21 protein-coding genes and 1 pseudogene are annotated in these 23,377 nt (G+C 63.9%); 9 read left to right on the forward strand and 13 right to left on the reverse strand.

The window, feature by feature from the left end:
* Positions 1-102 precede the first annotated feature (102 nt).
* A complete protein-coding gene (locus AC0L3X_RS02880; RefSeq protein WP_473316275.1) occupies positions 103-1,053 on the forward strand; it encodes an AraC family transcriptional regulator in 951 nt (316 codons plus the stop codon).
* A gap of 348 nt (positions 1,054-1,401) precedes the next feature.
* Positions 1,402-3,024: an ABC-F family ATP-binding cassette domain-containing protein gene (locus AC0L3X_RS02885; protein WP_063983614.1), complete on the forward strand. Its 1,623-nt coding sequence runs from the start codon at positions 1,402-1,404 to the stop codon at positions 3,022-3,024.
* A gap of 189 nt (positions 3,025-3,213) precedes the next feature.
* Here the strand turns inward: AC0L3X_RS02885 and AC0L3X_RS02890 are convergent, their stop codons facing one another.
* Positions 3,214-5,448 (reverse strand): alkaline phosphatase family protein, encoded by a 2,235-nt coding sequence (locus tag AC0L3X_RS02890; RefSeq protein WP_231144922.1) that lies wholly within the window; start codon positions 5,446-5,448, stop codon positions 3,214-3,216.
* Between the two features lie 234 nt (positions 5,449-5,682).
* On the opposite strand from AC0L3X_RS02890, the gene AC0L3X_RS02895 reads away from it, so the two are divergent.
* The gene (locus tag AC0L3X_RS02895; protein WP_063983613.1) at positions 5,683-6,558 is read left to right on the forward strand and encodes an MBL fold metallo-hydrolase; all 876 of its coding nucleotides are present in this window, start codon (positions 5,683-5,685) and stop codon (positions 6,556-6,558) included.
* A 79-nt stretch (positions 6,559-6,637) separates the two neighbouring features.
* Here AC0L3X_RS02895 and AC0L3X_RS02900 read toward each other — a convergent pair whose 3' ends face one another.
* The 3 genes from AC0L3X_RS02900 to AC0L3X_RS02910 all read right to left on the reverse strand — a co-directional run bounded on the left by AC0L3X_RS02900 (position 6,638) and on the right by AC0L3X_RS02910 (position 9,141).
* Entirely contained in the window at positions 6,638-7,261 is a 624-nt protein-coding gene (locus tag AC0L3X_RS02900; protein WP_354075822.1) for a septal ring lytic transglycosylase RlpA family protein, read from the reverse strand.
* Positions 7,262-7,520: 259 nt separating this feature from the next.
* Positions 7,521-8,015 (reverse strand): alpha/beta hydrolase family protein, encoded by a 495-nt coding sequence (locus tag AC0L3X_RS02905; protein WP_063983612.1) that lies wholly within the window; start codon positions 8,013-8,015, stop codon positions 7,521-7,523.
* 94 nt (positions 8,016-8,109) lie between these two features.
* Entirely contained in the window at positions 8,110-9,141 is a 1,032-nt protein-coding gene (locus AC0L3X_RS02910; protein ID WP_473316246.1) for a DUF937 domain-containing protein, read from the reverse strand.
* A gap of 958 nt (positions 9,142-10,099) precedes the next feature.
* Here AC0L3X_RS02910 and AC0L3X_RS02915 point away from each other — a divergent pair.
* Positions 10,100-10,363, forward strand: a complete 264-nt coding sequence (locus AC0L3X_RS02915) for a DUF3551 domain-containing protein (protein ID WP_341850569.1) — start codon at positions 10,100-10,102, stop codon at positions 10,361-10,363.
* A 53-nt stretch (positions 10,364-10,416) separates the two neighbouring features.
* On the opposite strand, the gene AC0L3X_RS02920 is transcribed toward AC0L3X_RS02915, so the two are convergent.
* The 4 genes from AC0L3X_RS02920 to AC0L3X_RS02935 form a co-directional block, all read right to left on the reverse strand.
* Entirely contained in the window at positions 10,417-11,391 is a 975-nt protein-coding gene (locus tag AC0L3X_RS02920) for an ABC transporter substrate-binding protein (protein WP_063983610.1), read from the reverse strand.
* Positions 11,392-11,445: 54 nt separating this feature from the next.
* On the reverse strand, positions 11,446-11,802 hold the full coding sequence (locus AC0L3X_RS02925; protein WP_473316247.1) for a PilZ domain-containing protein: 357 nt from the start codon (positions 11,800-11,802) through the stop codon (positions 11,446-11,448).
* A gap of 322 nt (positions 11,803-12,124) precedes the next feature.
* Entirely contained in the window at positions 12,125-12,373 is a 249-nt protein-coding gene (locus tag AC0L3X_RS02930; RefSeq protein WP_063983609.1) for a hypothetical protein, read from the reverse strand.
* Positions 12,374-12,489: 116 nt separating this feature from the next.
* Positions 12,490-13,452, reverse strand: a complete 963-nt coding sequence (locus AC0L3X_RS02935; protein ID WP_063986408.1) for an alpha/beta hydrolase — start codon at positions 13,450-13,452, stop codon at positions 12,490-12,492.
* A 125-nt stretch (positions 13,453-13,577) separates the two neighbouring features.
* Between AC0L3X_RS02935 and AC0L3X_RS02940 the strand changes: the two genes are divergently transcribed.
* Entirely contained in the window at positions 13,578-14,255 is a 678-nt protein-coding gene (locus tag AC0L3X_RS02940; RefSeq protein WP_063986407.1) for a nitroreductase, read from the forward strand.
* 452 nt (positions 14,256-14,707) lie between these two features.
* On the opposite strand, the gene AC0L3X_RS02945 is transcribed toward AC0L3X_RS02940, so the two are convergent.
* Genes AC0L3X_RS02945 through AC0L3X_RS02955 form a run of 3 tightly spaced genes read right to left on the reverse strand, consistent with a single transcriptional unit; the run spans position 14,708 to position 17,317 of the window.
* A complete protein-coding gene (locus AC0L3X_RS02945) occupies positions 14,708-15,829 on the reverse strand; it encodes an HD-GYP domain-containing protein (protein ID WP_283018694.1) in 1,122 nt (373 codons plus the stop codon).
* A gap of 49 nt (positions 15,830-15,878) precedes the next feature.
* Positions 15,879-16,211, reverse strand: a complete 333-nt coding sequence (locus AC0L3X_RS02950; protein WP_028152715.1) for a PilZ domain-containing protein — start codon at positions 16,209-16,211, stop codon at positions 15,879-15,881.
* A complete protein-coding gene (locus AC0L3X_RS02955) occupies positions 16,208-17,317 on the reverse strand; it encodes a DUF2336 domain-containing protein (RefSeq protein ID WP_063983606.1) in 1,110 nt (369 codons plus the stop codon). Before AC0L3X_RS02955 ends, AC0L3X_RS02950 begins: the two co-directional genes overlap by 4 nt.
* A 301-nt stretch (positions 17,318-17,618) precedes the next feature.
* Here AC0L3X_RS02955 and AC0L3X_RS02960 point away from each other — a divergent pair, with 301 nt between their 5' ends.
* Both AC0L3X_RS02960 and AC0L3X_RS02965 read left to right on the forward strand, forming a co-directional pair.
* Positions 17,619-18,548, forward strand: coding sequence for an AraC family transcriptional regulator (locus tag AC0L3X_RS02960; protein WP_063983605.1), 930 nt, complete (start codon positions 17,619-17,621; stop codon positions 18,546-18,548).
* A gap of 51 nt (positions 18,549-18,599) precedes the next feature.
* Positions 18,600-19,190, forward strand: coding sequence for an NADPH-dependent FMN reductase (locus AC0L3X_RS02965; protein WP_063983604.1), 591 nt, complete (start codon positions 18,600-18,602; stop codon positions 19,188-19,190).
* A 5-nt stretch (positions 19,191-19,195) separates the two neighbouring features.
* On the opposite strand, the gene AC0L3X_RS02970 is transcribed toward AC0L3X_RS02965, so the two are convergent.
* The gene (locus tag AC0L3X_RS02970) at positions 19,196-21,277 is read right to left on the reverse strand and encodes a methyl-accepting chemotaxis protein (RefSeq protein WP_231144926.1); all 2,082 of its coding nucleotides are present in this window, start codon (positions 21,275-21,277) and stop codon (positions 19,196-19,198) included.
* Between the two features lie 134 nt (positions 21,278-21,411).
* Positions 21,412-21,852, reverse strand: coding sequence for a DUF1810 domain-containing protein (locus AC0L3X_RS02975; RefSeq protein ID WP_063983602.1), 441 nt, complete (start codon positions 21,850-21,852; stop codon positions 21,412-21,414).
* A gap of 192 nt (positions 21,853-22,044) precedes the next feature.
* On the opposite strand from AC0L3X_RS02975, the gene AC0L3X_RS02980 reads away from it, so the two are divergent.
* Together AC0L3X_RS02980 and AC0L3X_RS02985 are read left to right on the forward strand one after the other, a co-directional pair.
* Positions 22,045-23,028, forward strand: coding sequence for a DUF2778 domain-containing protein (locus tag AC0L3X_RS02980; RefSeq protein ID WP_063986406.1), 984 nt, complete (start codon positions 22,045-22,047; stop codon positions 23,026-23,028).
* Between the two features lie 64 nt (positions 23,029-23,092).
* Positions 23,093-23,377 (forward strand): annotated as a pseudogene (locus AC0L3X_RS02985) (hypothetical protein); the annotation flags it as partial.

Genomic DNA, 23,377 nt, shown 5'->3' on the forward strand with positions numbered 1-23,377 from the left:
CTGCACTCGACGCGCACTGACGTTCGCAAACAACGCAACAAACCTGGCCGAGCCGAGGCAGGCTTACCACCTGCATCGCCTCCCGAGTGCGAGGATACGTTCATGAACAAGCATATCTTGCGCGCTTCCCTGGAGGACGCGTCACTTGCGCATGAGGCGTGCCAAGTCACTCCGGCTCATGCCGAGCGCCCTCCCGCCGGTGCAGAAATGGCGCGGGTGCTCGGGACCACGCCATTTCAAATGGCTTTGGATTCCTCCGGCGCCGGAATCGCCCACTGGAAGCATGACCCGCTGCACGACGTCGTCGCGCCCATGAGCCATCACGTCATCATGGCTTACAACGGCACGGTGCAGCGCATGGAGCGGCGGATGGGAAGCGCGGTTGCGATCGGTACGTTTCGTCCCGGAGTCGTGATCATCATCCCCGAAGGATCGAGCTCCCGGTGGGATATTCCGAAACCTGTCGATGTCATCCAACTCTATCTTCCGCACGCCACGCTCGAGCGGGTTGCAGGCGAGGTCGACAGCGCCACCTCGACCGATCTGCTGGAGCGAACGGCGCATCCCGACCCCATTACATCCCGATTGCTCCTGACCGCGACCGACGCCGTGGTGGGCAATGTCGTCGTGGATACACTGTTCAGGCATCAGCTGATGGACCTCTTGGCCACGCGCCTGCTGGCGGCGCATGTCGGCGCGCCGTCCACGTTCCAGCCGACGCGGGGCGGCCTCTCACCGGTCGTAGTGCGCCGCGCCATCGAGCGCCTGCACTCGGACATCGACGCTGACGTATCGCTCGCGGCGCTCGCTTCTGATGCCGGTCTTTCGCGATTCCACTTCTGCCGCGCCTTCAAGGAAAGCACCGGGCTTTCCCCACATGCCTGGCGGCGCCAGCAACGGCTCGAGGAGGCCAAAAACATGCTGCGCGGCACCGACGCGTCGGTCATCTCGATCGCGGTCGCGCTCGGCTATTCTTCCCAGACCGCGTTCGCCGCCGCCTTCAGGAAGCTGACTGGGGACACCCCGAGCAATTGGCGACGGCGTGCACGTTGACAGCATCGCCTATGCTGGGAACAGCATCATTGCGAGAAAGGCTCCCGGATGCAGGCGGGCAAAAGAAGGTCCCATGACCGCTATGGGTCACAAGCCGACGCCTGACGGGCGGTAGCGGCAAGTCCGCTATATGGGACATTGGCGGACGTCACGCCTTGCCGCTCGCACAGCGCGCTTCGGCTGGAAGCGGACAGCGAGACGGCAGGCAGCGGGCGCGAAGCGTCGCGTCGGGATGAATTACAGGAAGCTGGCGTCTGGCGGGGTGGAATCCGGGCCCGGCCGGGCTTCCCCTGGCGGCCGGCATGGCCTATGACGCTGCAACGCAAAAAATCCTCCCAAAAAGACCCCATGATCCGCCTCGACAACGTCAGCAAGCAAGCCGGCCACCAGATCCTGTTCATCGAAGCCTCCGCCGCCCTTAACAAGGGCGAGAAGATCGGGCTCGTCGGCCCGAATGGGGCCGGAAAGACCACTTTGTTCCGGATGATTGCCGGTGAGGAACTGCCCGACGAGGGGCAGGTCTCGACTGATCGCGGCATCACGATCGGCTATTTCAACCAGGACGTCGGCGAGATGAGCGGCCGCAGCGCCGTGGCCGAGGTGATGGATGGCGCAGGTCCCGTCAGCGAGGTCGCAGCCGAGTTGCGCGAGCTCGAGGCCGCGATGGCCGACCCCGACAAGGCCGACCAGATGGACGAGATCATCGCGCGCTATGGCGAGGTGCAGCACGCGTTCGAGGAACTCGACGGCTATGCGCTCGACGGCCGCGCGCGCGAGGCGCTGTCCGGCCTCGGCTTCAGCCAGGAGATGATGGACGGCGATGTCGGCAAGCTTTCCGGCGGCTGGAAGATGCGCGTGGCGCTGGCGCGTATTCTTTTGATGCGCCCCGACGTCATGCTGCTCGACGAGCCGAGCAACCATCTCGATCTCGAAAGCCTGATCTGGCTGGAAAAATTCCTGCACGATTTCGAAGGCACGCTGCTGATGACCTCGCATGATCGCGAGTTCATCAACCGCGTGATCTCCAAGGTGATCGAGATCGATTCCGGCTCGCTCACGACCTATACCGGCGACTACGAGTTCTACGAGCAGCAGCGGGCGCAGAACGAGAAGCAGCAGCAGGCGCAGTTCGAGCGCCAGCAGGCCATGCTCGCCAAGGAGATCAAGTTCATCGAGCGTTTCAAGGCGCGCGCGTCTCATGCCGCCCAGGTGCAGAGCCGGGTGAAGAAGCTCGACAAGATCGAGCGGGTCGAGCCGCCGCGCCGCCGCCAGACCGTGGCATTCGATTTTCCGCCGGCGCCGCGCTCGGGCGAGGACGTCGTGGCGCTCAAGAACGTCTACAAGGGTTACGGCAGCAAGCGCATCTATGACGGCCTCGATTTCATGATCCGCCGCAGGGAGCGCTGGTGCGTGATGGGCGTCAACGGCGCCGGCAAGTCGACGCTGCTCAAGCTGATCGCCGGTGCGAGCGAGCCGGACGAGGGCACGGTGGCAGTCGGCGGCAGCGTCAAGATGGGCTATTTCGCTCAGCACGCGATGGATCTGCTCGACGGTGAGCGCACCGTGTTTCAGTCGCTCGAAGACCAGTTTCCGACCGCGGGGCAGGGGTCGTTGCGCGCGCTCGCCGGCTGTTTCGGCTTCTCCGGCGACGATGTCGAGAAGCGCTGCCGCGTACTGTCGGGCGGCGAGAAGGCGCGCCTCGTGATGGCCAAGATGCTGTTCGACCCGCCGAACTTCCTGGTGCTGGACGAGCCGACCAACCATCTCGACCTCGCCACCAAGGAGATGCTGATCACGGCGCTGGCGGATTTCGAGGGCACCATGCTGTTCGTCTCGCATGACCGCCACTTCCTGGCGACGCTGTCGAACCGCGTGCTGGAACTGACGCCGGAAGGCATCCACCAGTTCGGCGGCGGCTACACCGAATATGTCGCGCGCACCGGGCAGGAAGCGCCGGGGTTGCGGTCTTAATTGGAAGCCGTAGCCCGGATGGAGCGAAGGGCCATCCGGGATTCGTTCCACGCGAGCGGTCGCGTGATGCAGTTGCTCCGGCCCCGGATTGCGCTTCGCTCCATCCGGGCTGCAACCAAATCGAGAGACTCGCAATGAACTAGCGGGATGGGCGGCGGTACAGCACCCATCCGTTGTGGCCCTCAATCGCTATCGCAAAATCTCGCGCAGCACCTCGCCATCGACCTGGTGCGGTCTGACGCCCAGGATCTGCATGATGGTCGGCGCGACGTCGAGATTGTGCATGCGTCGGATCGTGGTGTTGTTGCGGATCTGCGGGCCGGCGGCGATGAAGGTCGCGCTCATCACCGGCAGCTTGGGATCGTGGCCGTGGGCACCGTAGAAGTTTGGCATCGACAGCGTGGTCGTCGCCGCATTGAACGGAGCATCGCCGAGCCGGGCGACGCCGGGGCTCTGGATGCCGTCGAAATTGTACCCCGGGGCCATCAGCGCGAATACGTCGCCAAAGTCCTGACCGATGGTCTTGCTGGTGCACTGTCCGAGCCCGGCCTCGCATTGTAGCGGGCGGGTCTCGACCACCGTGAACAGCCGCCCGTCCTCGAGCGAAGCGTTGAATTTGGGGTTGGGATCGACGGCATTCCTCACGGCCTCGGTGATCTGCGTCACCAGCGACTTGTAGGTGGCAGGATCGACGGTGCCACCCTGTTCGCGCTGTTGCAGGTTGACGTAGATGTTGGCCGCCGGACCGGAGGTGCGGATCGCCACCTTGGTGGTGTCGATGCCGGCGTTCTTCAGGATATTGGCCATGCTGACCGAGGTGTGGAACGGCGCAAAGCCGTGGTCCGACACGACGATGACGTTGCTGTCCGGCCCTGCGGCATCGGCGATCCGCTTCACCGCCTTGTCCGCGGTCTGATAGGCGAAGCGAATGTAGGACTTGTAGCGGGCGACCTTGGCTGCGTCCTGGTTGGCCCCGATCGAGTTCGGGTCCTTCGGGTTGGTGCCCTGGCGCGGGTCGGTGAGCAGGAACTGATGCTCGGAGCCGTCGGGCTGCTCGATATAGACCATCACGAGATCGGCGTCGGGATTGTTCAGGATGGCGCGCTCGCCGATATCCGCCTGATAGCGCACGAAGGTCTTGACCATGTCCTCGAACATCGCCTCGATCTCGATGTCCGGGAAATTGGTGAAGCCCGGGCTCAGCCGCTCCGGAATGCGGAAGTCGGCCTGCGGACGCCAGAAGCCGATAGTGTTGTTGATGTCGTCGACGTCGGTCAGGACCGGTGCGTTGCGCGGAATGAAGTTGGCGCCGTAACGGGCGAAGCGCACCACCGAGAGATCGGGCGCGAGCTGCGAGACGAAGTAGGCCGCACCGACCTTGGCGCCGCTGCCGTCGAAGAAGAACGGCGCGTTCTCGCCACCGAACTTCGCATAGGCCGGTCCGGTCGCCGGGGGCTTGAACGGTCCAGCCGTAATGCCGCGCGTGGCGTCGAAGAACACAAGCGTGTCGTAGTTCACCCTGCTGTCATTGGTGGTGTCGAGCGCCGCTACCCGGATCGCATATTTGATGTCCTGGGTAGCCGCGTTGGTGCAGGTTGCGGTCGGAGCGGATGCGCATGAGAACGTCTCGATCGGCGCGGAGGTTGCCAGCACCGGGCTGAACGAGAAGCGGCCAGCCGCCTGGAGGGCCGTGGCCACGGCCGGATCGGCGGCGAAGTCCGCCGATGTGAGCGAAAAGCCCTGGGCGCCGATACCGCCGAATGCGCCGAACGGCACGGTGTAGTCGGTGATGCGGATCGGCTGGGCCGGTTGCACCACCGTGCCGTTGATCGAGATGTCGGCGCCGTCGCCGCCCGGCCACGTCGCAGTGACGACTTTCCTGCCCTGCTGGCGCAGTTGCACCCACAGCGGCAATGCCGTCGGACGCGGCGAGGGCCCGAGCGGGCTCTCGCGATAGCCGCCGATCGGCGCGGCGAAACCGCTGAGGCTCGACGTAACCGGCCCGACGATCGCCTGATAGGTGTTCGAGGGAATGTCGTTGTGGACGGCGGTCGAGCCGGTGGCGATCTCGATATGCGAGACGGCGGTAAGTGACGGCGACGCCGTGATGTTTTGCTGCGCCACCGCGCCATGGCGGCTCAGCCGCGCCAGAGCGCCGTCGCGCGGCAGTACGCCTTCGTCGATAAATTGCTGGATGAAATCGGGCTTTGCACCGTCGAGCGAGATGACGACTACCGGCGGCGAGCGGTGTCCGTGATGATGGTCGCGATCGTGGTCGCGATCCCTGGAATTGTCGAAGCCGCGGTCGCGGCCGTTGTCGTCCTGATCGGCGTGCGCCGGAATTGCGGTGCCAGCCAGCGATGCGGCGAGCGATATCGACGAGATCAGGGAGAAGAGCGCCTTCATGTCCACGTGGTGCCCCATGTTTCTTGCTGCGCAACCTGCGCGGGTTTGACCTGGAATGACGCGGGGATTATCGAGCGTGGCCCACGACGCGCGTGTGACGCCTCGGCGACGTGTGTGCGTCGTTGAGATAACGCGGCGTGGCTGTGGTCACGTCACACCGAAATCAAGGTCCCGGCCGCACAGACATGCGCATATGAGCCTTGAGCACTGCGAACTCGCTCGTTACGCTGAAGAAAAAGCGGGAGGAGACGCGTGAAGCAACTGCGGATCGGCGACATCACCATCGATGCGGTGATCGAGCGGGAAGGGCCGTGGCGGCGGCCGCAGGATTTCTTCCCGGCCTATGACGAGGGCGTGTTCGCCCGTCATCTGCCGACGATGGAGCCGGAGGTGTTCGATGCCGCGCGCGGCATGATGGTGATCACCTATCAGACCTTCGTGGTGCGCACGCCGCGCTACACCATCCTCGTCGACACCTGCACCGGCGAGGACAAGGGCCATCCGCCGCCGTTCGACTTTCCCGGCAAGGTGCGCTGGCGCAACGAATTGTTCGCGCTCGGCATCTCTTTCGAGCAGATCGACTACGTCTTCTGCACGCATCTGCACATCGATCACACCGGCTGGAATACGACCTTGCGCGACGGGCGCTGGGTGCCGACGTTTCCGAATGCAAAGTACGTCTTTCACAAGGGCGAGTACGCGGCCTGGGAGGCGGAGAATGCCAAAGGCAACAACCCGCCCGGCACCGTCTTCCGCGACAACTGCCTGCCGATCGTCGAGGCCGGGCAGGCGCTGCTGGTGGACGACGACTACGCGCTCGATGACACCGTCACGCTGACGCCGACGCCGGGGCACTCACCTTGTCATTGCTGCGTGAATATCTTTTCGAAGGGGCGCCGCGCGGTGGTCGCGGGCGATCTCATGCATCACCAGATCCAGTGCCGCGAGCCGGACTGGTCGGCGAAGCCGGATTGGGATGCCAGGCAGTCGGCGGTGTCGCGACGAAAGTTATTCGCCTCCGTTGCGGACACCGACACGCTGATCCTGCCGATCCATTTTCCGGCTCCGACGGTCGGGCTGATCAAGCCGCTGGATGGGGCGTTCGACTATCGGTTCAAGCGGGACTAGGCCGTGTACGCCCAAATCAGTCCTTTCCCGCCGTATTGATCACGGCCCGGCCGCCGTCGATATATGAAATTGGCGGCCATTATCGAACGATTTCAAGCGTGACATTGACCACGCCGATCTTGATCATTCCAAGGGCTGCGGCCGCACCCGATGTAACGTCGATGATGCGTCCATGAACAAATGGACCGCGGTCGTTGACTCTCACGATCACGGACTTTTTGTTCAAGACATTAGTCACGCGCAGGCGCGTTCCGAAAGGCAAGGACGGATGCGCCGCATGCAGCGCATGCTTGTTGAACCTCTCGCCGCTCGCGGTCATCTGGTCTTCCGAGTAGAAACTCGCAAGCCCAAACAGTGGGGTTTCCCTTCTGGGATGCTTTTTATGAAATGCATGCTGATGGTTGCTCTTCCGATGCGTTGCTCGCCGAATGTCGCCGTGAGCTTTCGGGCCTTGCCCTGCTGCGCGCTGACGCCGTCGCGGTGATTTCGTGGCAAGCGAGGGGAGGTCGTTGGCGTTTGGCGAACCGTTTGCGTCGCGGGTATGGTCATGCACTTCCAGTGGCGTTGCGCCAGGGACAATCGCCGACTTCGTTATTCGACCGAACTTCGCATGCGCAGAGTCAATTCCACCATCGAATGCGATGCATGATGCAGCAATCGCGGTAGCAGCGAGCAGTGCAGGTTGACCGCTCCATCGTTTCATGATGGCCCCCCCAGCGCCTCAGCTGGTTGGAGTAGTTCGGTTCCAGGAATTGCCGGCTTTGACATATGTCAACGTTGCCGTGGAAGGCAGCGGAGTTGCCATTTCGGTCAGCGCCCAGCCGACGCGCAACGAGAATTTGCCCAACTGCCCGCACATCGCCGCAAAGAACAGCCGCTGGCCTTGGGGAAGCCAGCGGCTCTGGCATCCCGCAAACCAATGGTGCAGGGCGCGTAGAGGTGGGCCGTGCGGCCCACCGAGATCAGATGCCAAGCGCGCTGGAGATTTCGCCGAGGGTTGCTTTCTCGGCGTCGCTGACCTGAACGCCCCCACCGAACCACCCTCCGCCTTCCGATGCAGCCTCAGCCGTCTTTTGACTAATCTGACGCAGCCAGCCCTTGAAAGCCGCGGCATCATCCGGAGCTTTCGCAGCAAGCAGCGCCGTGACTTCATGCAACGATGCGATTGTCTTGGTCTTGATCTCGGCCGGCGTGCTCTTGCCGAGCTCCGCCTTCAACCCGTCATGAGCCGCGGCCCGGCCGTCGCTCGTCTGGAAGTCGGCGACCACAGCCTTTACCAAGGGGTTGGCATTGGGATCGGTGGCCGCCTGGGCGAGCGCGGTGCCGCCAGCAAATGATTCCTTCAGAAGGCCAAACAATCCGCTCGGTTCGGCAGCCGTAATGGCCATTCCAGCATTCATCGGGCTTCTCAGGAGGAGCGCCCATTCATCCTTGGTGAAACTGGTCTTGTCGGCCATGGAGTCTTCTCCTTTCATCTTGCAGGACGGGAGGGTGGGAAACACGTCCCGTCCTGAAGTGTGGCGAGTTTATTGCGTGTGACGTCTCTGGCTTTCAGGCTTTCGCCAACTGGTCGAGCTTGGCACGAAGATTGTCGATCACTGGCTTTGCGATCGTGCCGGCCGGTGTCGCCGAGACCTTGTCGCACATCTGATTGATGGCCGGCGCCGCCGCGACGATCAGCTTGGCAAGCGCGCGTCGCGCTTCCGGAGAAAGCTTGGCAGCTCGTGCCGTGACGCCATCCAGCTGTGAGATGGCGTCGTTGATCTTCGGCAGGGCCGCCTGCGCGCTAGCTTCATCGGTGATGGTCGGCAGTTGAGCCTGCAGCGTACCAAGGGACGAATTGACCTGGTTCGCCAGATTCACGCCGTCAACGGTCAGATCCGCGGGCGCCATGCCCACAGTTCCGGTTGAGGGCCGCGTAATGTTTGTACTCTGAGCGACCGTCGGCTCGGTCGGACGCTGAAGCGCATATATGGCAAGCCCGGCAACGATAACGAGCGCGGCGAGCCAATATGGCCATTGCGACCGGCCGGCGGCCATGGCGGCCTGGCTCGCGCCAGTGGCGCCGGAAACGCCGGCGATCCGGCTCCCTGTGGCGGCGGCCGAGGCCATTCCACTGCGTGCCTTGTCGATCAGGCCCGCGGCGCCGAGTTGATCACTGAGGCCCGATGGAATCGCCGCCATGATCTGATCTTTCTGCGAGCGCAGAAGCGATGCCAGTCCGTTTGCATCCATCCCGGCGTCATGCTGCTGCTTGCCGAGCATACCCAGGACCAGCGGCCCGACCACGGCGAGTAACGACTTGCCGCCGCCATCGCCCATTCCCGCGAAACTCCCGATCGCCTGGGCCATGGTATCCATGGTTCGGCCTCCAAGCAGTCCGGACAACATGCTCGAACCCGTCTGAGCCAGGTCCGGGGCGCCGGCGTTGCGCAACATATCCATGGGATTGCTGCCTTGCTGTTGTGACAGCAGTTTTGACAGTTGATTGGCGCCGGCCGGGGTTCCGACCAGATCCGACAGGCTGGCCAGTATTGTCGGGATGGCCGCTATTGCGGCCTTCTGCGTCGCGCTTCGGTCCATCCCAAGAAAGGAGGAAATCTGCGCAATGACTTCAGGGGTCAGGAGCTGTGTGCAGCTGAAATGAGATTGACGGCCATGGCGGTCTCTCCACTACGTTGCAGGTCTGTTGGTTGCCCCCTAATTCGCGAATTTGATGTGACAGGCGTCGATGGTTCCGAACGTCGCCTATCGCCCAAGTTGAGATTGCATCGATAGTTCGACTCCTTGATCCAGATCAAAGGTCTTCGGTACAGGGCAAATGCGAAGAGTTCGGCGCGAGATATCCAGTGCGCTGCGGCCCATCAGGCGGACCTGGTTGAGAGGCATCGATATTTCGCTGACGGGCCAGGATTGGCTATCGGCTCCGAGCACCGCAATGCCCGCTAGCGGGCATGATGACGCGCAGTGGGATTGTACCAGAAGACAATTGTTCGTCGCGCGGACATCCACGTTACTGGCAGTGCGCGGGTGGGCTGCGGTCCGCGCCTCGATGACGGTCCCGGAACCTCACACTCAACCCAAGTCCGGGGCCGTCGTTTGGATAATCCAAATTGATCAGAAGGATCGTCGACCGCGTATCGAACTTCGCCAGTTTCTTGCTCGCAAGCCCTGGATGCGGGCGCGCGGCGCTAGCTTGCCCGCGCTGCGGATGTGAAGCCTCCCGCGAGAACGTTCAGCGGGGACGAGCTAGGGGATGCTCTCACCTGAATTGCGAGCAATGCGGAAAGACCAGTGATATTGCAGGATGGCGGCTGCAGGGTCTTTCCGAGCAAGGCTCAGGGCCACTTATCGGATGAGTTATGTCCGCCGGCCCGGGGCGAGCGCAGAGGTGCCGATGTGGGCACGAGGGACTCGTTCGCCGCTTTCGTCGAGCGACGACGCAGGAGCTATGAAGCGTCGCAAGCGTCTCCCGTCTCCACATGAGCGGCGGTCGAACCGGAAAGCTTGGATGATCCATTTGGAGGAGGCGGCGATGCGGATGCTCCGTTGGCTAATCCTGGGCAGTGCGGCGATCCTGGCGATCGCCTCGGCTACAGCCCAAACCTACGATCCCAGCCACCCCGTCTGCCTTCAGAGATGGGAGTGGGGTGGCAGCACCTATTTCGAGTGCGCTTATACGTCATGGGATCAATGCCGAGCGTCTGCGATCGGACTTTCCGCGATGTGCGTGGACAACCCGTATTGGCAGCGACCGCAGGCGAGGCTATCAGGCGGCCGCTTGCGTTCATCAACCCCGTACTGATGCGCCCGGCGACAGTCTCCCAAGCGCAATTTTCGCGCGCAGCATTTCCGTTGCTATTCGATCACCTCGTCGGCTCGGGCGGACAGCGTCATGGGAATGTCGAGACCAAGAGCCTTGGCGGTCTTGAGGTTGATATTCAGGATCACATCCGTCGTCTGCTGGACGGGAAGCTCCGCCGGACGGGCCCCTTTCAGAATGCGATCAACATAGCTTGCAGCACGTTGCCATAGTTTGAAAAGGTTGGCCGAGTACGACATCAGTCCTCCTCTCTGAGCCGAGTCGCGGAATGGATAGATCGCCGGCAAGCGCCGCTCTGCAGTGAACTCGATCAGGCGGGGAACGAGGGGTATCAGCGATGGATCGTCGGTGACGACGAGACCATCGAAGCCTCTCTCCCCAAGCGCGGCGAAGCTGTTGTCGATGTCCGCGCGCCGTATCGAGAGAGCCGTCAGCTCGATACCGAGACCGGGCGCCGCTTTCTGCATGAGTTCGACTTGGTTGGCGGTCGTCGGATTGTCAGGATTCCACAACACTGCGACACGGCGCACTTTCGGTGCCGCCTCCTTCAGCAGTTCCACCCACTTGACACCGTATTCGCCCGAGAGCTGCGACAGCCCGGTGATATTGCCGCCTGGTCGGGCAAGGCTTGCCACAAGACCGGCTCTGACCGGATCTCCGCTCATGCAGACGATCGGCACCGTGGACGTTGCACGTTGCGCAGCCTGCGAAATTGGTGTGCCTGGAGTCACGAGAACATCGACGTTGAGCGTGAGGAGTTCAGCGATCAATGCGGGAACGCGCTCCGGCTCTCCGTCGGCGTAGCGTTCTTCGAGCAGCAGGTTGCGCCCCACGACATATCCCAGGTCCGCAAGTCCCTGACGGAAGCCGGTCTGGTAGTACAAGTCCGTCCCGCGAACGCCACCCCAGACATAGCCAACCCGCGGCACCGCGGGTTGCTGCGCGTGGGCCGCGAGGGGCATGACGGTCACCGCAGCGCCGAGAAGCGCGACAAAATTGCGGCGTTTCATTCGGTCACCTCGCGACGCCCTACCGCTGCAATATGCACCCGCGCGGGCGAGGAGTCAGGTCGATACTTCCGGGCTAAAGACCCCGCCGCGGCACACGAGCCGGCGATCAAGTCGCACCACATTTGCGGGCGCGCCGGAATCGTTCGCTGCTTTTGGCGAGCGACGACGCAGGAAGAATAAAACGCCGCAGAGCGTCTCCTTTTTCCATACGACGCGGCAGTAGAAAATTCCGGAATGGCCGTCGAACGACAACACAAACTCGTCGGCAAATATGTAGTACGGCGTGGAAATGCGGGCACCCAAGGCGTTGATATCGCGCACCAAGCACGGATGAGTCCCGTGAATTTCACCAAACGATAGCCGCGCGGCCCGGTTGATCGGTATGCGCTTCATTGCACGACGTTCGATCATGGCGAGATGCTCCCAATGAAAGACGATCGCACTCGACGAAGTCACTTTCCCGGTCCCGCCGATATCCGGAAAACGGCAATTCCCGCACGTTGATCTGTGCGGCTCACGCTAACAAGCAGCGTTGTTGTCTTATTAAAATTGGATCGAATTGGTGGTTAATTCGAACGGCTTGACGACGATGTTACCAGAGGACGTTCGTGCTTTCGACTTGGCCCGGCCATCTGATCTGTGCCGCACGGACACACATATGTGGATGCCCGGGACAGGCCCGGGCACGACGGAGTTGCAGAGTGTCCGTGCAGCAGTGGCGAACCAGCAGCGATCAGGCGCCGACTTCGCACTTCTTCATGAAGCTGTTCTTGGCGGCACCGGCAAGCGGCTTGCCGTCGGCGCTGACGGCCTTGGGCGTGCAAGCGTCGGCCTTGCACTTCTTCATGAACGAGGTCTTGGCGGCGCCGGCGAGTGCCTTGCCGTCCTTGCCGACCGCCTTGCTCTCGCAGGTGTCCTCCGCGAAGGCCGAGCCCGCTGCAAAGGTGGCGACGATCGCTGCGAGAAAAATCCGCTTCATCATGGGTGTCTCCCTAGGACAAAATTACCGAGCGGATTGGAGCCGCGAATCGTGGCGCAATCAAGCAGGATCGATGCGCGCCACGACCGATGTCGCGGATTTTTCCATTCATCTGCGGTTCAGATTCCGCGCGCGAGCAGTGTCTTGAAATCGGCCCGTGCGCGTTGCGCCTCGGCCTTCGCGGCCGCGGAAGCATCGCCAAGGCCGAAATAGCCGTGGATCAGGCCGGGGCCCTCATGGTGCTTGACGCGGACGCCGGCGGCCTCCAGCGCCCGTGCATAGGCCGTGCCTTCGTCGCGCAACGGATCGAACCATGCGGTGGTCACGATCGCGGGCGCGAGCCCTTTGAGCGAAGCGGCGCGGAGCGGCGAGACCCGCCAGTCGGCGGCACCCTTGGGATCGGCGAGATAGTGGCCACAAAACCATTCCATCGTCGCGCGTGTCAGAAAATAGCCGTCGGCATTCTCGGTACGTGACGGATAGGGCGCGTTCTCGCGCGCATCCGCGTAGCCCCCGACGACGTCGGTCACGGGATAGACCAGCAGTTGCGCCGCGAGCGTGATGCCGGCGTCGCGGCAGGCGATCGCGGTGGCGGCTGCGAGATTGCCGCCGGCGCTGTCGCCGGCAACGCCGAGACGCTTTGCATCGCCGCCAAATTCCGCGACGCGGTTGAAGATGTCACTCGCAGCGGCGAACGCGTCCTCGAAGGCGCCGGGAAAGCGCGTTTCCGGCGGGCGCCGATAATCGACGGAGACGACGACCGCGCCGGTTTCGATCGCGAGATTGCGCGCCTGCCGGTCGTGGGTTTCGAGATCGCCCGCGACCCAGCCGCCGCCGTGGAAGAAGACTACGGTTGGCGCAGGATTGGGGCCGACGCGATAGACACGTGCATCGAGCGGCCCGGCGCCGCCTTTCACCTTGATATCCTGCACCGTGTCGACGGGGGGCGGCGGCACATCCGCACGCGAGGCAGCCAGTGCGCGCAAGGCATCGCGCGCGCTCTGTGGCGTCATCGTGGTGGGATCGCGCAGCGGCAGCAGCGGAATGATCTGGGCGATGACGGGATCGAGCGGTGCGGGCATTTGCAGGTCCTCGCTGGGTTCTTGGTCTTGCTTGCGGGGTAGCATAGATTTGGCGTACCGCATCGGCAACCGGTTACGCGTTACAATTGCAATGCCGCGGAATGAACGGTCAGGGAGGTCAAGAGTTGGAATTCGAAACGCTGGTCCAGTCGCGCCGCAGCGTGCGCGGTTTCAAGCAGCAGCCGGTGCCGCGCGCGGTGATCGAGGCGATCATCGAGAGCGCCAAGCGCGCGCCGTCGTCGATGAACACCCAGCCCTGGCATGTGCATGTGCTCACAGGCCCTCCGCTTGAAGAGTTGCGCCGCCGCAACATGGAGGAGATGGTCGGCGGCGCCAAGGTCAAGCGCGATATCATCAGCCATGGCGAATACCAGGGCATTCATCGCACCCGGCAGGTCGACATCGCCAAGAAGCTGTTCGGCGCGATGGGGATCGAGCGCGACGACAAGCCGATGCGGCAGGACTGGGTGCTGCGCGGCTTCCGCCAGTTCGACGCGCCGGTCTCGCTGGTGCTGACCTATGACCGCGTGCTGGATCCCGGCGCGGTCTGCCATTTCGATCTCGGTGCGCTCTGCTACGGCATCGTGCTCGCGGCCTGGGACCGCGGTCTCGGTTCGGTGATCAACGGGCAGGGCATCATGCGCTCCGACATCGTGCGCGAGGTCGCGAAGATTCCGGAAGACGAAGTCATCATGACATGTGTGGCGATGGGGTATCCCGACGACAGCTTCGCCGCGAACGCCGTGCGCTCCGATCGCGAGGGCAACGACGATTTCGTGCGTTATGTCGGCTTTGCCGACTAGTGCGGGAAGTCACTGATGCGCACAGCCGGCTGACGCTGCGAGCCGACTAACGCGGAGAGCCGGCTGAGGTGGAGGAGAGGAGATTATTCTCTCGTCGATTTTTTTGATGCTGAGCCGTTGGTGGCCTCTTGCAATCTCGATCGCGCGGGAGGAACAATACGCGGAGTGAAAGGTTTGTTGCTGGCGCGAGGGAATCGACATGCGGCGGCTGGCTAGCCTGGTTCGACGGTTCTTCGGTCCGCGACAGCGGTATCCGATTGATGATGATCCAAATCTGCCCTTCACACCCGATGAGCTCGGCAAGCTGATCCGGAGTGGCAGACGCGAGGACATGAAGCTGCTTGCGGAAGGACTGGCCTCCCGGTCGATTCCGCACCGCGCCAAATACCGGGCCACGCACTAAGCGCGGTTCGTGACGAGGTCCTCGCTGCGGGATCGCCCAGCCTGCGCGGTCATCGCGTGAGCGCAACCTCCTTGAACGAGGTTACGAGCGCCTTCTCGAGTTTTCCGGTCATCCCGCAAAGAATGTTGTAGGCCTCGGTGCGCGGCATTGTCGGCTTGTAGTGCCGGTGTTCGATCAGCGCGGCGAAGATGTCCGAGATCGTCAGAATGCGGACGATGTCATTGATGCTCTCGCCGCACAGCGCGTCGGGATAACCGCTCCCGTCTAGATATTCGTGATGATGCCGCACGGCGTCGAGAATCTCGGGCGAGATTTTCTCGTGATCCTTCAGAAACTCGTAACCCGCTGCCGGATGCTTCTCGATCATGGCGCGTTCGTCGGTGTCGAGGCGGCCGGGCTTGTCGAGGATCGCAAGCGGAATCTGCGCCTTGCCGATGTCGTGGAACATGGCTGCGGAATACAGCCGCTCGAGATCGGTTCGTCCGACGCCGAGGCTCAGTCCGAAGTCGATCGCCACGCCGGTCACGAGCAGGCAATGCTGGTAGGTTCCCTCATGGTGACGCCGCACCGTGGCAAGCCATTCGGACAGGCCGTGCTCGGTGATGCGGTCGGCGATCCTGCGGCCCGCTTCCTTCGTGCCGTCGACGTCGAGGGGCTCGCCGAGCGTGACGGCCGTGAACATCGACGCGATGGCGGTCGCCGCGGCTTCGACGGCGTTGTCCGGTTGCGCTGCGTCACTTGAGCCAGCAGAGGCCGGTTCGGCCGGGTCAGCCAGCGCTGCCAGCAGCTTGCTCTTGTTGAGAGCCCCAGGAAGAACGAGGGTGGCGCCGAGTGCGTAGGCCTGCGAGATGCCGACGTGAGACGAGTGCTCGACGAGGAAGATGCGCTTCGTGGCTTTCGCCAGCTTGCCGGCGCGCTTCTTGATGGCCGCGATGGTGCCGACGTCACGCAGCTCCGCGCGAACGACGACCGCGAATGGCACTTGTGACAGCTTGGCTTCCGCATCGAGTCGTTCGCCGGCGACGGTAAATTGCCGTTCGAGGGCCGAGCAGACGCCCGCCAGTTTGTCGGACGAATCGGCCAGCACATGCACAAACGGGCGAATCGCTTCCGTCATTCGGACGCCGCCGTCGTTTTTGGCGGGGCTGGATATGGTTCGGGCACTCTGCACGGCGGACCGGACTATGATGACGTTGAATGAGCTCGATGAATTCTGGAGCCTATTTGCTCGGCGTGGAGTTTGGCGCGGCGGCCGCCTTTGCGCTCGCCGGCTTCTTCTTGCCGTCAGCGGTGATGAAGTGCACGCCGGCCATGGTGCCGTCGATCCACACCAATTCGCACCGCCGGTAGGCAAGCCCCGTCGATGACAGCAGCATGAAGAATTCCTTGGCCTGGAGCACGTCGAGCGTCCCTTCGACCTCGATCTTGGCGCCACTTTGCGACACGTCGAGCAGGAAGCAACTACGTCGCCAGGTGCCGTCGGAGCCCATCAGATTGACGGCCTGCTTGTGATCCATCCGTACGCGAAGCGCCTTTCGACCGTCGAACCTCATCGGTTAACCCCCATTTTTGTGCCGCGATGTCCCGCATCGCTTGGGTTGGCACTCGCTGCAATTTCCCCCCAGCGCACTGTCCATTGGCTGGTCGACAAGAGAAGCGTTTCGAAAATCTGCTGCGCCCGTTCGCGCTCGACGAAGGAGAGCCGTGAGCCGCTGCGGTTGCTCAGGATCGCAAGCGTAGTGGCCCAGTTCAGCCGTGCGGCCCGGCAGGCCATGACGAGGCCCTCGCAATCGTCATCGGTCATGACATGCTCGACGATCTCGATCGGAGCGCCCGAGAGCACCGAGAGCGCCGTGAACAGATTGGCCGTCTCGCCGCGGATCGTGAAGCGGTTGACGGTGGAATCGTTGAGCTTGCCGACGCGGCTGAGGGCGACGATCTCCGGCCTCGCGCTCGCATAGTCGGCCGGGCAGGGCAGCTTGGGCGGAACCGGCGCGGCGTGTTGTGCGGGCGGAATGGTGGATGCGTTGGCCTTGGCCGGCGCCTTCGGGGCCGGCGCCTTCTGGGAGAGCAGCTTCCGGACGACCAGGTCGGGCGTGTCGGGCCGCAGCACCAGCGCCTTGGCAATCTCGCCGTCCGGATCGGCCCTGGCGATCAGCGCGGCGTAAGCTGCCTCGGAGAATTGGGTTCCCGGGTTCTTGATCAGCGCAAGGCAGATCGGGCCGCCGCGCTTGATCAGCGCCTCGGCCACTTCAGGCTCGATCGAGTTGCGCGCGGCGATCGCGCGTTGATGCCGCTCGTCGCACGAGGCCGCGATCGTCGCGAGATCGGTGGCGGAGAATGCCTGCGATTTGACGAGGACAGGACAGGCCACGTCCGGATCGGCGTGTGAGGCAAGGCGCAGCAATGTCTCGGGCGGGGCGACCTTGAGCTCGGCAAGCGCCGTGCTGAGTTGAACGAGCGCCTTGGCCTCGACGCGTTCCGTCAAGCGCAGCAGAACGCCGTCAACCACCCCAGCGAGCAATTCCTGAGGCCGGTCGGGGCTACCGGTGAGCAACTGCACAATGCCCGAGAGGATGCGAGCACAGCGGTCCGGCGGGCAACTAGCGACCGCCTGTTCCAGCTCAACCAGAATATCAGCAGGCAAATTTGCCATCATGGCAGGGGCCTGACTCAAAAAATCGCGACTATCCAATGACCTTCATTGCGCCTGACAGGCGTTAATTTGAAATTTAGAGCTTGATCGATGGGGTATCAGCGCACCGCTGGCGGCGCTGGAAACGCTATCGAAATTCGGCGAGACTCGATGCGGCGACTTGTCCTTTGAACGGGACCCTCGCCAACTGAACGAGACGAATTAGGATGATTCTTTCGGTCGAACGGGACAACCGAAAGGGGGAAACTCGGACCGGCATCGCCGCCGGACGCGCGTTGGTTACGACGCGACGTTTCACATTGCCATGAACAGTATTGCGCCCAGGGTATTTCGCTTCTCCGACGTCGACGAATTTCGGAATGCCATACGAGGCCTGAATTTCGAGTTCACGCCCTTCGTACGGAGGATTTCGGCCGAGCAGACCATCCTGTCGCTGCCCGGTTGCGACGTGAATTTCACGCGGGCGTTTCCCCGCGTCGTCGACGCGCAGCTCGTCGAGAATTGCACCGCCATCGGATTCACGATGGATGAGCTCAACGTGCCCATCCGCTTCAACGGCTCGCAGCGGGCACGACCGGTCATCGTGATCGGCAGCGGCGGCGCCGCCTACACCACCATCGAGGAGGTGGAGCGGCAAATTGCCTCGGTGGTGTTCAGGCCGGAGGTGACGGATCGCGGCTGGCCGCACGCGACATCCAGCTTCAAGATATTTGAAACGACGGCCGCGAGCCTGAACCGGCTGCGCAGCCTGGTCCGGGAGGTGCTGGCTGCCGCGTCGGAGCCGATCGGAGGCGCGGACGTGCCGCTGAAGGCTGCAGCCATGAAGGAGTCCCTGCTTGGCGCCGTCGACGACGCGTTCGAAAGCGTCGTTGCCGCGCGATGGACCCTGCGTCCCAATGACGAGCGCAACTTCAGGATCTTCCGGGAGATCCGAGCGCTTCTGTCCGACGACCTCTCGCAGCCGATCTACAGCGAGGAGATTGCGCGCAAGCTCAACCTGTCCGTCCGCACCCTGCACGACGTCGTCCGCCGCTATCGCGGCATGAGCCTGCATCGCTATTTGCGCCTGCGCCGGTTGTGGCTGGTGCGTCAGCGCCTGCTCGCCGGTGCCGACAGCGTCAAGGCCGTCGCACTGGCGTTCGGCTTCTGGCATCTCAGCGACTTCTCCAGAAGCTATCGCGACCAGTTCGGCGAGACGCCGTCGCAAACGCTGGAGCTCGGACGACAACGGTAGCGCGGCAAATCGGTTGAGGCCGTACCGCCATTTCGTGCTAGCGTCCCGGCCATGAGCAATCGCATCCTCGTCCTCTACGGCTCCTACCGTTCCGACCGCATGGGCGTCCGCCTTGCGAATTTCGTCATCGATCGCCTGCGCCAGCGCGGCGAGGAGGTCGAGTTCATCGACGCCAAGGCGATCGGCCTGCCGATGCTCGATCGCATGTACAAGGAATATCCCAAGGGGGCGGCACCCGAGGCGCTCGAGAAGCTGGCGGGGCAGATCCGCGGCGCCGACGGTTTTGTCTTCGTCACCGGCGAATACAATTGGGGCATCCAGCCCGGCCTGAAGAACCTCACCGATCACTTCCTGGAAGAGTGGTTCTGGCGCCCGGCCGCGATCGTGAGCTACTCCGCCGGCCGACTGTCCGGCGCACGCGCCTCGACCGCCTGGCATGGCACGCTGTCGGAGATGGGCATGGTCGTGGTGTCGAGCACCATCGGCGTCGGCCCGATCGCGCAGACGCTGTCGGCCGAGAGCGAGCCGATCGGCGAGGGCGGCAAGGCACTGGAGCGCTCGTTCCCGCGCTTTGCCGATGACCTGCTGTGGTGGATCGAGGCCGCCAAGGCGCAGCGGGCCCGCAAGGCGCCGCCTTATTAAGCTGACTAGGCGGCCCTGACCTCACCGAGGAAGCGGTCGAACTGGCCGGCGAGATCGCGCGACTGGGTCGAGAGCTGCTCGGCGGCGCCCAGCACTTCCCTCGCGGCCGCACCGGTGTCGTCGGCGGCGCGCTGCACGCCCGATATGTTGGTGTTGACCTCCTGGGTGCCGCGCGCGGCCTCCTGCACGCTGCGGGAGATCTCCCGGGTTGCCGAGCCCTGTTCTTCGATCGCAGCCGCAATCGCGGTGCCGATCTGGTCGATCTCGGCGATGACGTCGGCGACGTTGCGGATCGCGTTCACGGTCTCGTCGCTTGCGGACTGGATCGCGGTGATCTGCTCGGAGATTTCGGTGGTGGCCTTGGCGGTCTGGCCCGCCAGCGACTTCACCTCGGATGCGACGACCGCAAAGCCGCGGCCGGCGTCGCCGGCGCGGGCGGCTTCGATGGTCGCGTTGAGCGCCAGCAGATTGGTCTGCTCGGCGATGCTCTGGATCAGCGTGACGACGTCGCCGATCTTCTGGGCGCCCTCGGCGAGCGCGCGCGCCGTGTCGCCGGTGCGGCGGGCGTTGTCGACGGCGCGGGCCGCGATCTCGGTGCTTTGTGCCACCTGCCGGCCGATCTCGGAGATCGAGGAGGTCAGCTCTTCGGTCGCGCTAGCGACCGTCTGCACGTTGGTCGAGGTCTGCTGCGAGGCGGCGGCAACGACCGCGGCCTGGCTGTTGGTCTGGGCCGCCGTCGAGGTCATCGACTGCGCCGTGCTTTCCATGGTGGAGGAGGCGCGGGAGAGGCCGCCGACGAGCTCGGTGACCTTGGCCTCGAATGCACGGGTGAGCCCGTCGAGCGCCTGGGCGCGGCGCATCTTGCCGTCGTTCTCGGCCTGCTTCTCCGCCGCGAGCCGGTCGGCCCGGATCATGTTGTCCTTGAACACCTGGACGGCGGAAGCCATCGCCCCGATCTCGTCGGAACGCTCGGCACCGGGGATCTCGTCCGCAACGTCGCCGTCGGCAAGGCGCGACATCCGCGTCGTCAGGCTGACGATCGGAGCGCAGACGCGGCGGCGGACCATCACGATCAGGCCGGCGCTGGCGATCAGCACGGCGAGGAGGCCGGCCAGCGCGATGGTGAAGCTGGTGCGCGCGGCGGAGGAAGCGCCGGCGAGGATCTGCTCGGCGTTGTCGTAGAAGGCGTCGCGGACGCCGATAATGGACCCGAGGCCCTTCTGGGACGCTACGTAGAAGGTCTCGACATCGTGTTCGTATTTGCCGCTGACGGCGCCGTCCTTGACGAGCTTCATCTCGCGGCCGAATTCCTCGACATAGTTCGAGTTCATCGTCTCCAGCGCCGCGGCGACGTTAGCCGGAGTTGCCGCATTGCCACGCAATTCCATCAGCGACATCACGATCTGGTCGTTGCGGCCCTGCATGCGGGCCATGTCGGCCTTCTCGGCGTCGTTGGCCACTTTCTTCGCGCCGACGAGGTTCTTGTGCACGCTGGAATTGAGGCCGCCGACGTCGCGCAGCGTCATGGCGATGTTGGCGTAGTTGGACTGGCGGTAGGCGTCCCCATTCAGGATCGCCATGCGGCGGACCTGCTCGTTGAGCAGCGCGGTGACGCCGGCATTGAGCACGGCATTGTCGGCGACGACCTTTTTGGCGGCGTCCTTGCGGGCATCCGCAGGTCCTGCGATCGCCTTGTCGATGGCCTCGCGGAGCGCGGTGAATTTCGAATTGATCGCGTCGATGTTGCTGCCGATGGTGGCACCGTCGTCGAACGGGCCAGGCAGCTCCTTGCGCAGCGCGTTCATCCGGTCGCGGGCGCCGTCGGTCTGCTTGCGCAGCTTGTCGTGCTCGGTGAGCTGCGCCGGATCGACCGTCGCTGGCCCGTAGAGGATGTTGGTGGCGAAGCCGCGCTCGGGGTTGAGGTAGCGCGGGATGTCGCTGGCGGCGCGGACGATCGCGAGTCGTCCCTGCGCTTCAGCGATCCTGTCCATCGTCTGGTACTTCGTCACGGCGACGTAGACGGCGAGGCCGCCGCCGACTGTCGAGAGCGAGACGATGGCGGTGGTCAGCAGCGTACCGATTTTCATGATCTGTCCGGCAATTGGCGCGGGGAAGAAAATTATTCTGCGCAAACGATAGGCAGCCGGTGTTAATCCGGAGTTTACGCTGCCGGCCGCCATGCTCCGCCTGCATGCGTCCATTCGTCTAGGCGTAGGTCGCGCTAGCGCGCCGGCCGATCGAGCCTGGCGAGCATCTCCAGCGTGGCACCGTCGCGCTCGCCTGCGAAATATCGGGCAAGCGCCTGGTCGAAGACGGGTTCGTCGGAGACCGCGCCGAACAACGTCATCGACGAGCGGAATTTGGCGTCATCGGGCGCGCCGAGGATCGCGTTGATGGTTCGTCCCTCGACGGCAAGCACGAGCGTGGTGCATTCAATGAGTCGCGGACCGAGTACGGGGTGGGCGAGGTAGGCTCTGGCCTCGGCGCGCGAGCCGATGGCGTAGCGCTGCGACATGGTGCTGAAGCCGAGGCCGGCGATCTGCGGGAAGACGAACCACATCCAGTGAGTCTGTTTCCGGCCCCGGGCCAGCTCCCCCTGGACGTCGTGAAAAACCGGGTCCTGGGCCCCGACAAAGCGCTCTAGGTCGAAAGGATCGGTCATTGGATACCTCAAGGGGGGGCTTGCCGGCCGCGATTATGCCTAAGTTTTGGCTCCCAATGCGATAGCTGGTATAGAGTCTCCGGACGGGGGTTGGGCCCCTCCGGGGGTTGATTTGGGGATCTGATGGTTTCCGACCGCGCAAGCGCCGAAAGGCTGTTGTCGCGCCGCCGTATTGGGCGAGCGGAGACGATACTGCTGTCTTTGGCAGCCGTCGCGCTGGCACTGGGAGCGGCCGCCTGGGTCGCTGACATGGGCGATTCGACGCCGCTGGTCACCGCCTCACTGCCTCCGGCCACCGCACTGCCTCCGGCCAATGGCCCTTCGTTTGACGACCGTTTCGCTTCAGTATCCAGCAGCCCGCCGGCCCGTGACTTCGGCCTGCGGACGCTGGAGCGCTCCGCGGTGAGCGTGGTCCAGCTCAAGCTGCGCGACGCCAAGGCGATGCTGGCCCAAAAACTCCAGGGCGACGACTGGCGCTCGACCCTGACCGGCTCGACCCTGACCGATGACGACCGGCACGTGGTTGACGAGACGAGGCCGTCGCAGCGCGCCGACGCCATCCCGGTGCCGCGCTCGCGCCCGGCCCAGGCAGACCTCGCGTCCCAGATCGCCTCGAGCCAGGCCTACGCCGAGACCAATCCCAGGGTCGACAACCGCAATTTCTTCGAAAAATTCACCGACAAGATCAAGCTGGCCTCGCTGACTCCCGGCGACGGCCTGCTCAGCAGGGCGCCTGATCTCGCCGCGCTCGGCTACGATTCACGCACGGCGGTCTATGACATCAAGGCCAAGGCGCTTTACCTGCCGAGCGGCATCGCGCTGGAAGCGCATTCGGGCATGGGCGCGCTAATGGACGACCCCGACCATGTCGACCAGCGCATGGTTGGCGCGACCCCGCCGGCGACTTACGATTTGAAGCCGCGCGAAAAGCTGTTCCACGGCGTCCGTGCCCTGCGCTTGACGCCCACTGACGGCACCAGTGCGCTCGGCCGCGTCGGCCTGCTCACCCATAACTACATGCTCGGGCCACGCGGCGACTCCAATGGCTGCGTCTCGATCAAGGACTATGATCGCTTCCTGAAGTCCTGGGACAATGGCGAGTTCAACCGCCTGGTCGTCGTGCCTAGCCTGCGCGGATCGGCGACCGTCTCGCAGCGCGCGAGCACCGACTCCTGATATTTGCTGGACGGCGGGGCTGCCGTTTCCCCTTCGTTAAGCCGACCTCGTCCAGAAGCAGCCCATGAGTGATCCCCAAAGTTCCGAGACCCCGCTGCGTACGACGTTCAAGATCAAGCTGAACGGCGACACGCTGGCGATTGCGACCGTCGGCCAGGCCTATCAATTCCTCACCAACTTCAAATCGGTCGAGTGGATGGAATTCCGCTCGCTCCATGAAGAGGCGGTCGCGGGGGGGGGGGGCCCCCCCCCCCCGCGCCCGCCCGGGGGGGGGGGGGCCCCCCCCCGGCGGGGGGGGGTGGTGGGGGCGCAGCCGGGCTGTGCGGGCGGTGAAACCCCACGCGGGCGC

It is taken from the genome of Bradyrhizobium sp. MI1.7 (assembly GCF_055811795.1).

Bases quoted from the DNA above. Each gene is read 5' to 3' on its own strand.
- AC0L3X_RS02960 (WP_063983605.1), top strand. From the start codon at position 17,619: ATGAACAGTATTGCGCCCAGGGTATTTCGCTTCTCCGACGTCGACGAA.
- AC0L3X_RS02900 (WP_354075822.1), bottom strand. From the start codon at position 7,261: ATGAAACGATGGAGCGGTCAACCTGCACTGCTCGCTGCTACCGCGATT.
- AC0L3X_RS02905 (WP_063983612.1), bottom strand. From the start codon at position 8,015: ATGGCCGACAAGACCAGTTTCACCAAGGATGAATGGGCGCTCCTCCTG.
- AC0L3X_RS02950 (WP_028152715.1), bottom strand. From the start codon at position 16,211: ATGAGGTTCGACGGTCGAAAGGCGCTTCGCGTACGGATGGATCACAAG.
- AC0L3X_RS02930 (WP_063983609.1), bottom strand. From the start codon at position 12,373: ATGATGAAGCGGATTTTTCTCGCAGCGATCGTCGCCACCTTTGCAGCG.
- AC0L3X_RS02975 (WP_063983602.1), bottom strand. From the start codon at position 21,852: ATGACCGATCCTTTCGACCTAGAGCGCTTTGTCGGGGCCCAGGACCCG.
- AC0L3X_RS02935 (WP_063986408.1), bottom strand. From the start codon at position 13,452: ATGCCCGCACCGCTCGATCCCGTCATCGCCCAGATCATTCCGCTGCTG.
- AC0L3X_RS02965 (WP_063983604.1), top strand. From the start codon at position 18,600: ATGAGCAATCGCATCCTCGTCCTCTACGGCTCCTACCGTTCCGACCGC.
- AC0L3X_RS02970 (WP_231144926.1), bottom strand. From the start codon at position 21,277: ATGAAAATCGGTACGCTGCTGACCACCGCCATCGTCTCGCTCTCGACA.
- AC0L3X_RS02885 (WP_063983614.1), top strand. From the start codon at position 1,402: ATGATCCGCCTCGACAACGTCAGCAAGCAAGCCGGCCACCAGATCCTG.
- AC0L3X_RS02915 (WP_341850569.1), top strand. From the start codon at position 10,100: ATGCTCCGTTGGCTAATCCTGGGCAGTGCGGCGATCCTGGCGATCGCC.
- AC0L3X_RS02910 (WP_473316246.1), bottom strand. From the start codon at position 9,141: ATGGACCGAAGCGCGACGCAGAAGGCCGCAATAGCGGCCATCCCGACA.
- AC0L3X_RS02880 (WP_473316275.1), top strand. From the start codon at position 103: ATGAACAAGCATATCTTGCGCGCTTCCCTGGAGGACGCGTCACTTGCG.
- AC0L3X_RS02920 (WP_063983610.1), bottom strand. From the start codon at position 11,391: ATGAAACGCCGCAATTTTGTCGCGCTTCTCGGCGCTGCGGTGACCGTC.
- AC0L3X_RS02925 (WP_473316247.1), bottom strand. From the start codon at position 11,802: ATGATCGAACGTCGTGCAATGAAGCGCATACCGATCAACCGGGCCGCG.
- AC0L3X_RS02955 (WP_063983606.1), bottom strand. From the start codon at position 17,317: ATGATGGCAAATTTGCCTGCTGATATTCTGGTTGAGCTGGAACAGGCG.
- AC0L3X_RS02890 (WP_231144922.1), bottom strand. From the start codon at position 5,448: ATGGGGCACCACGTGGACATGAAGGCGCTCTTCTCCCTGATCTCGTCG.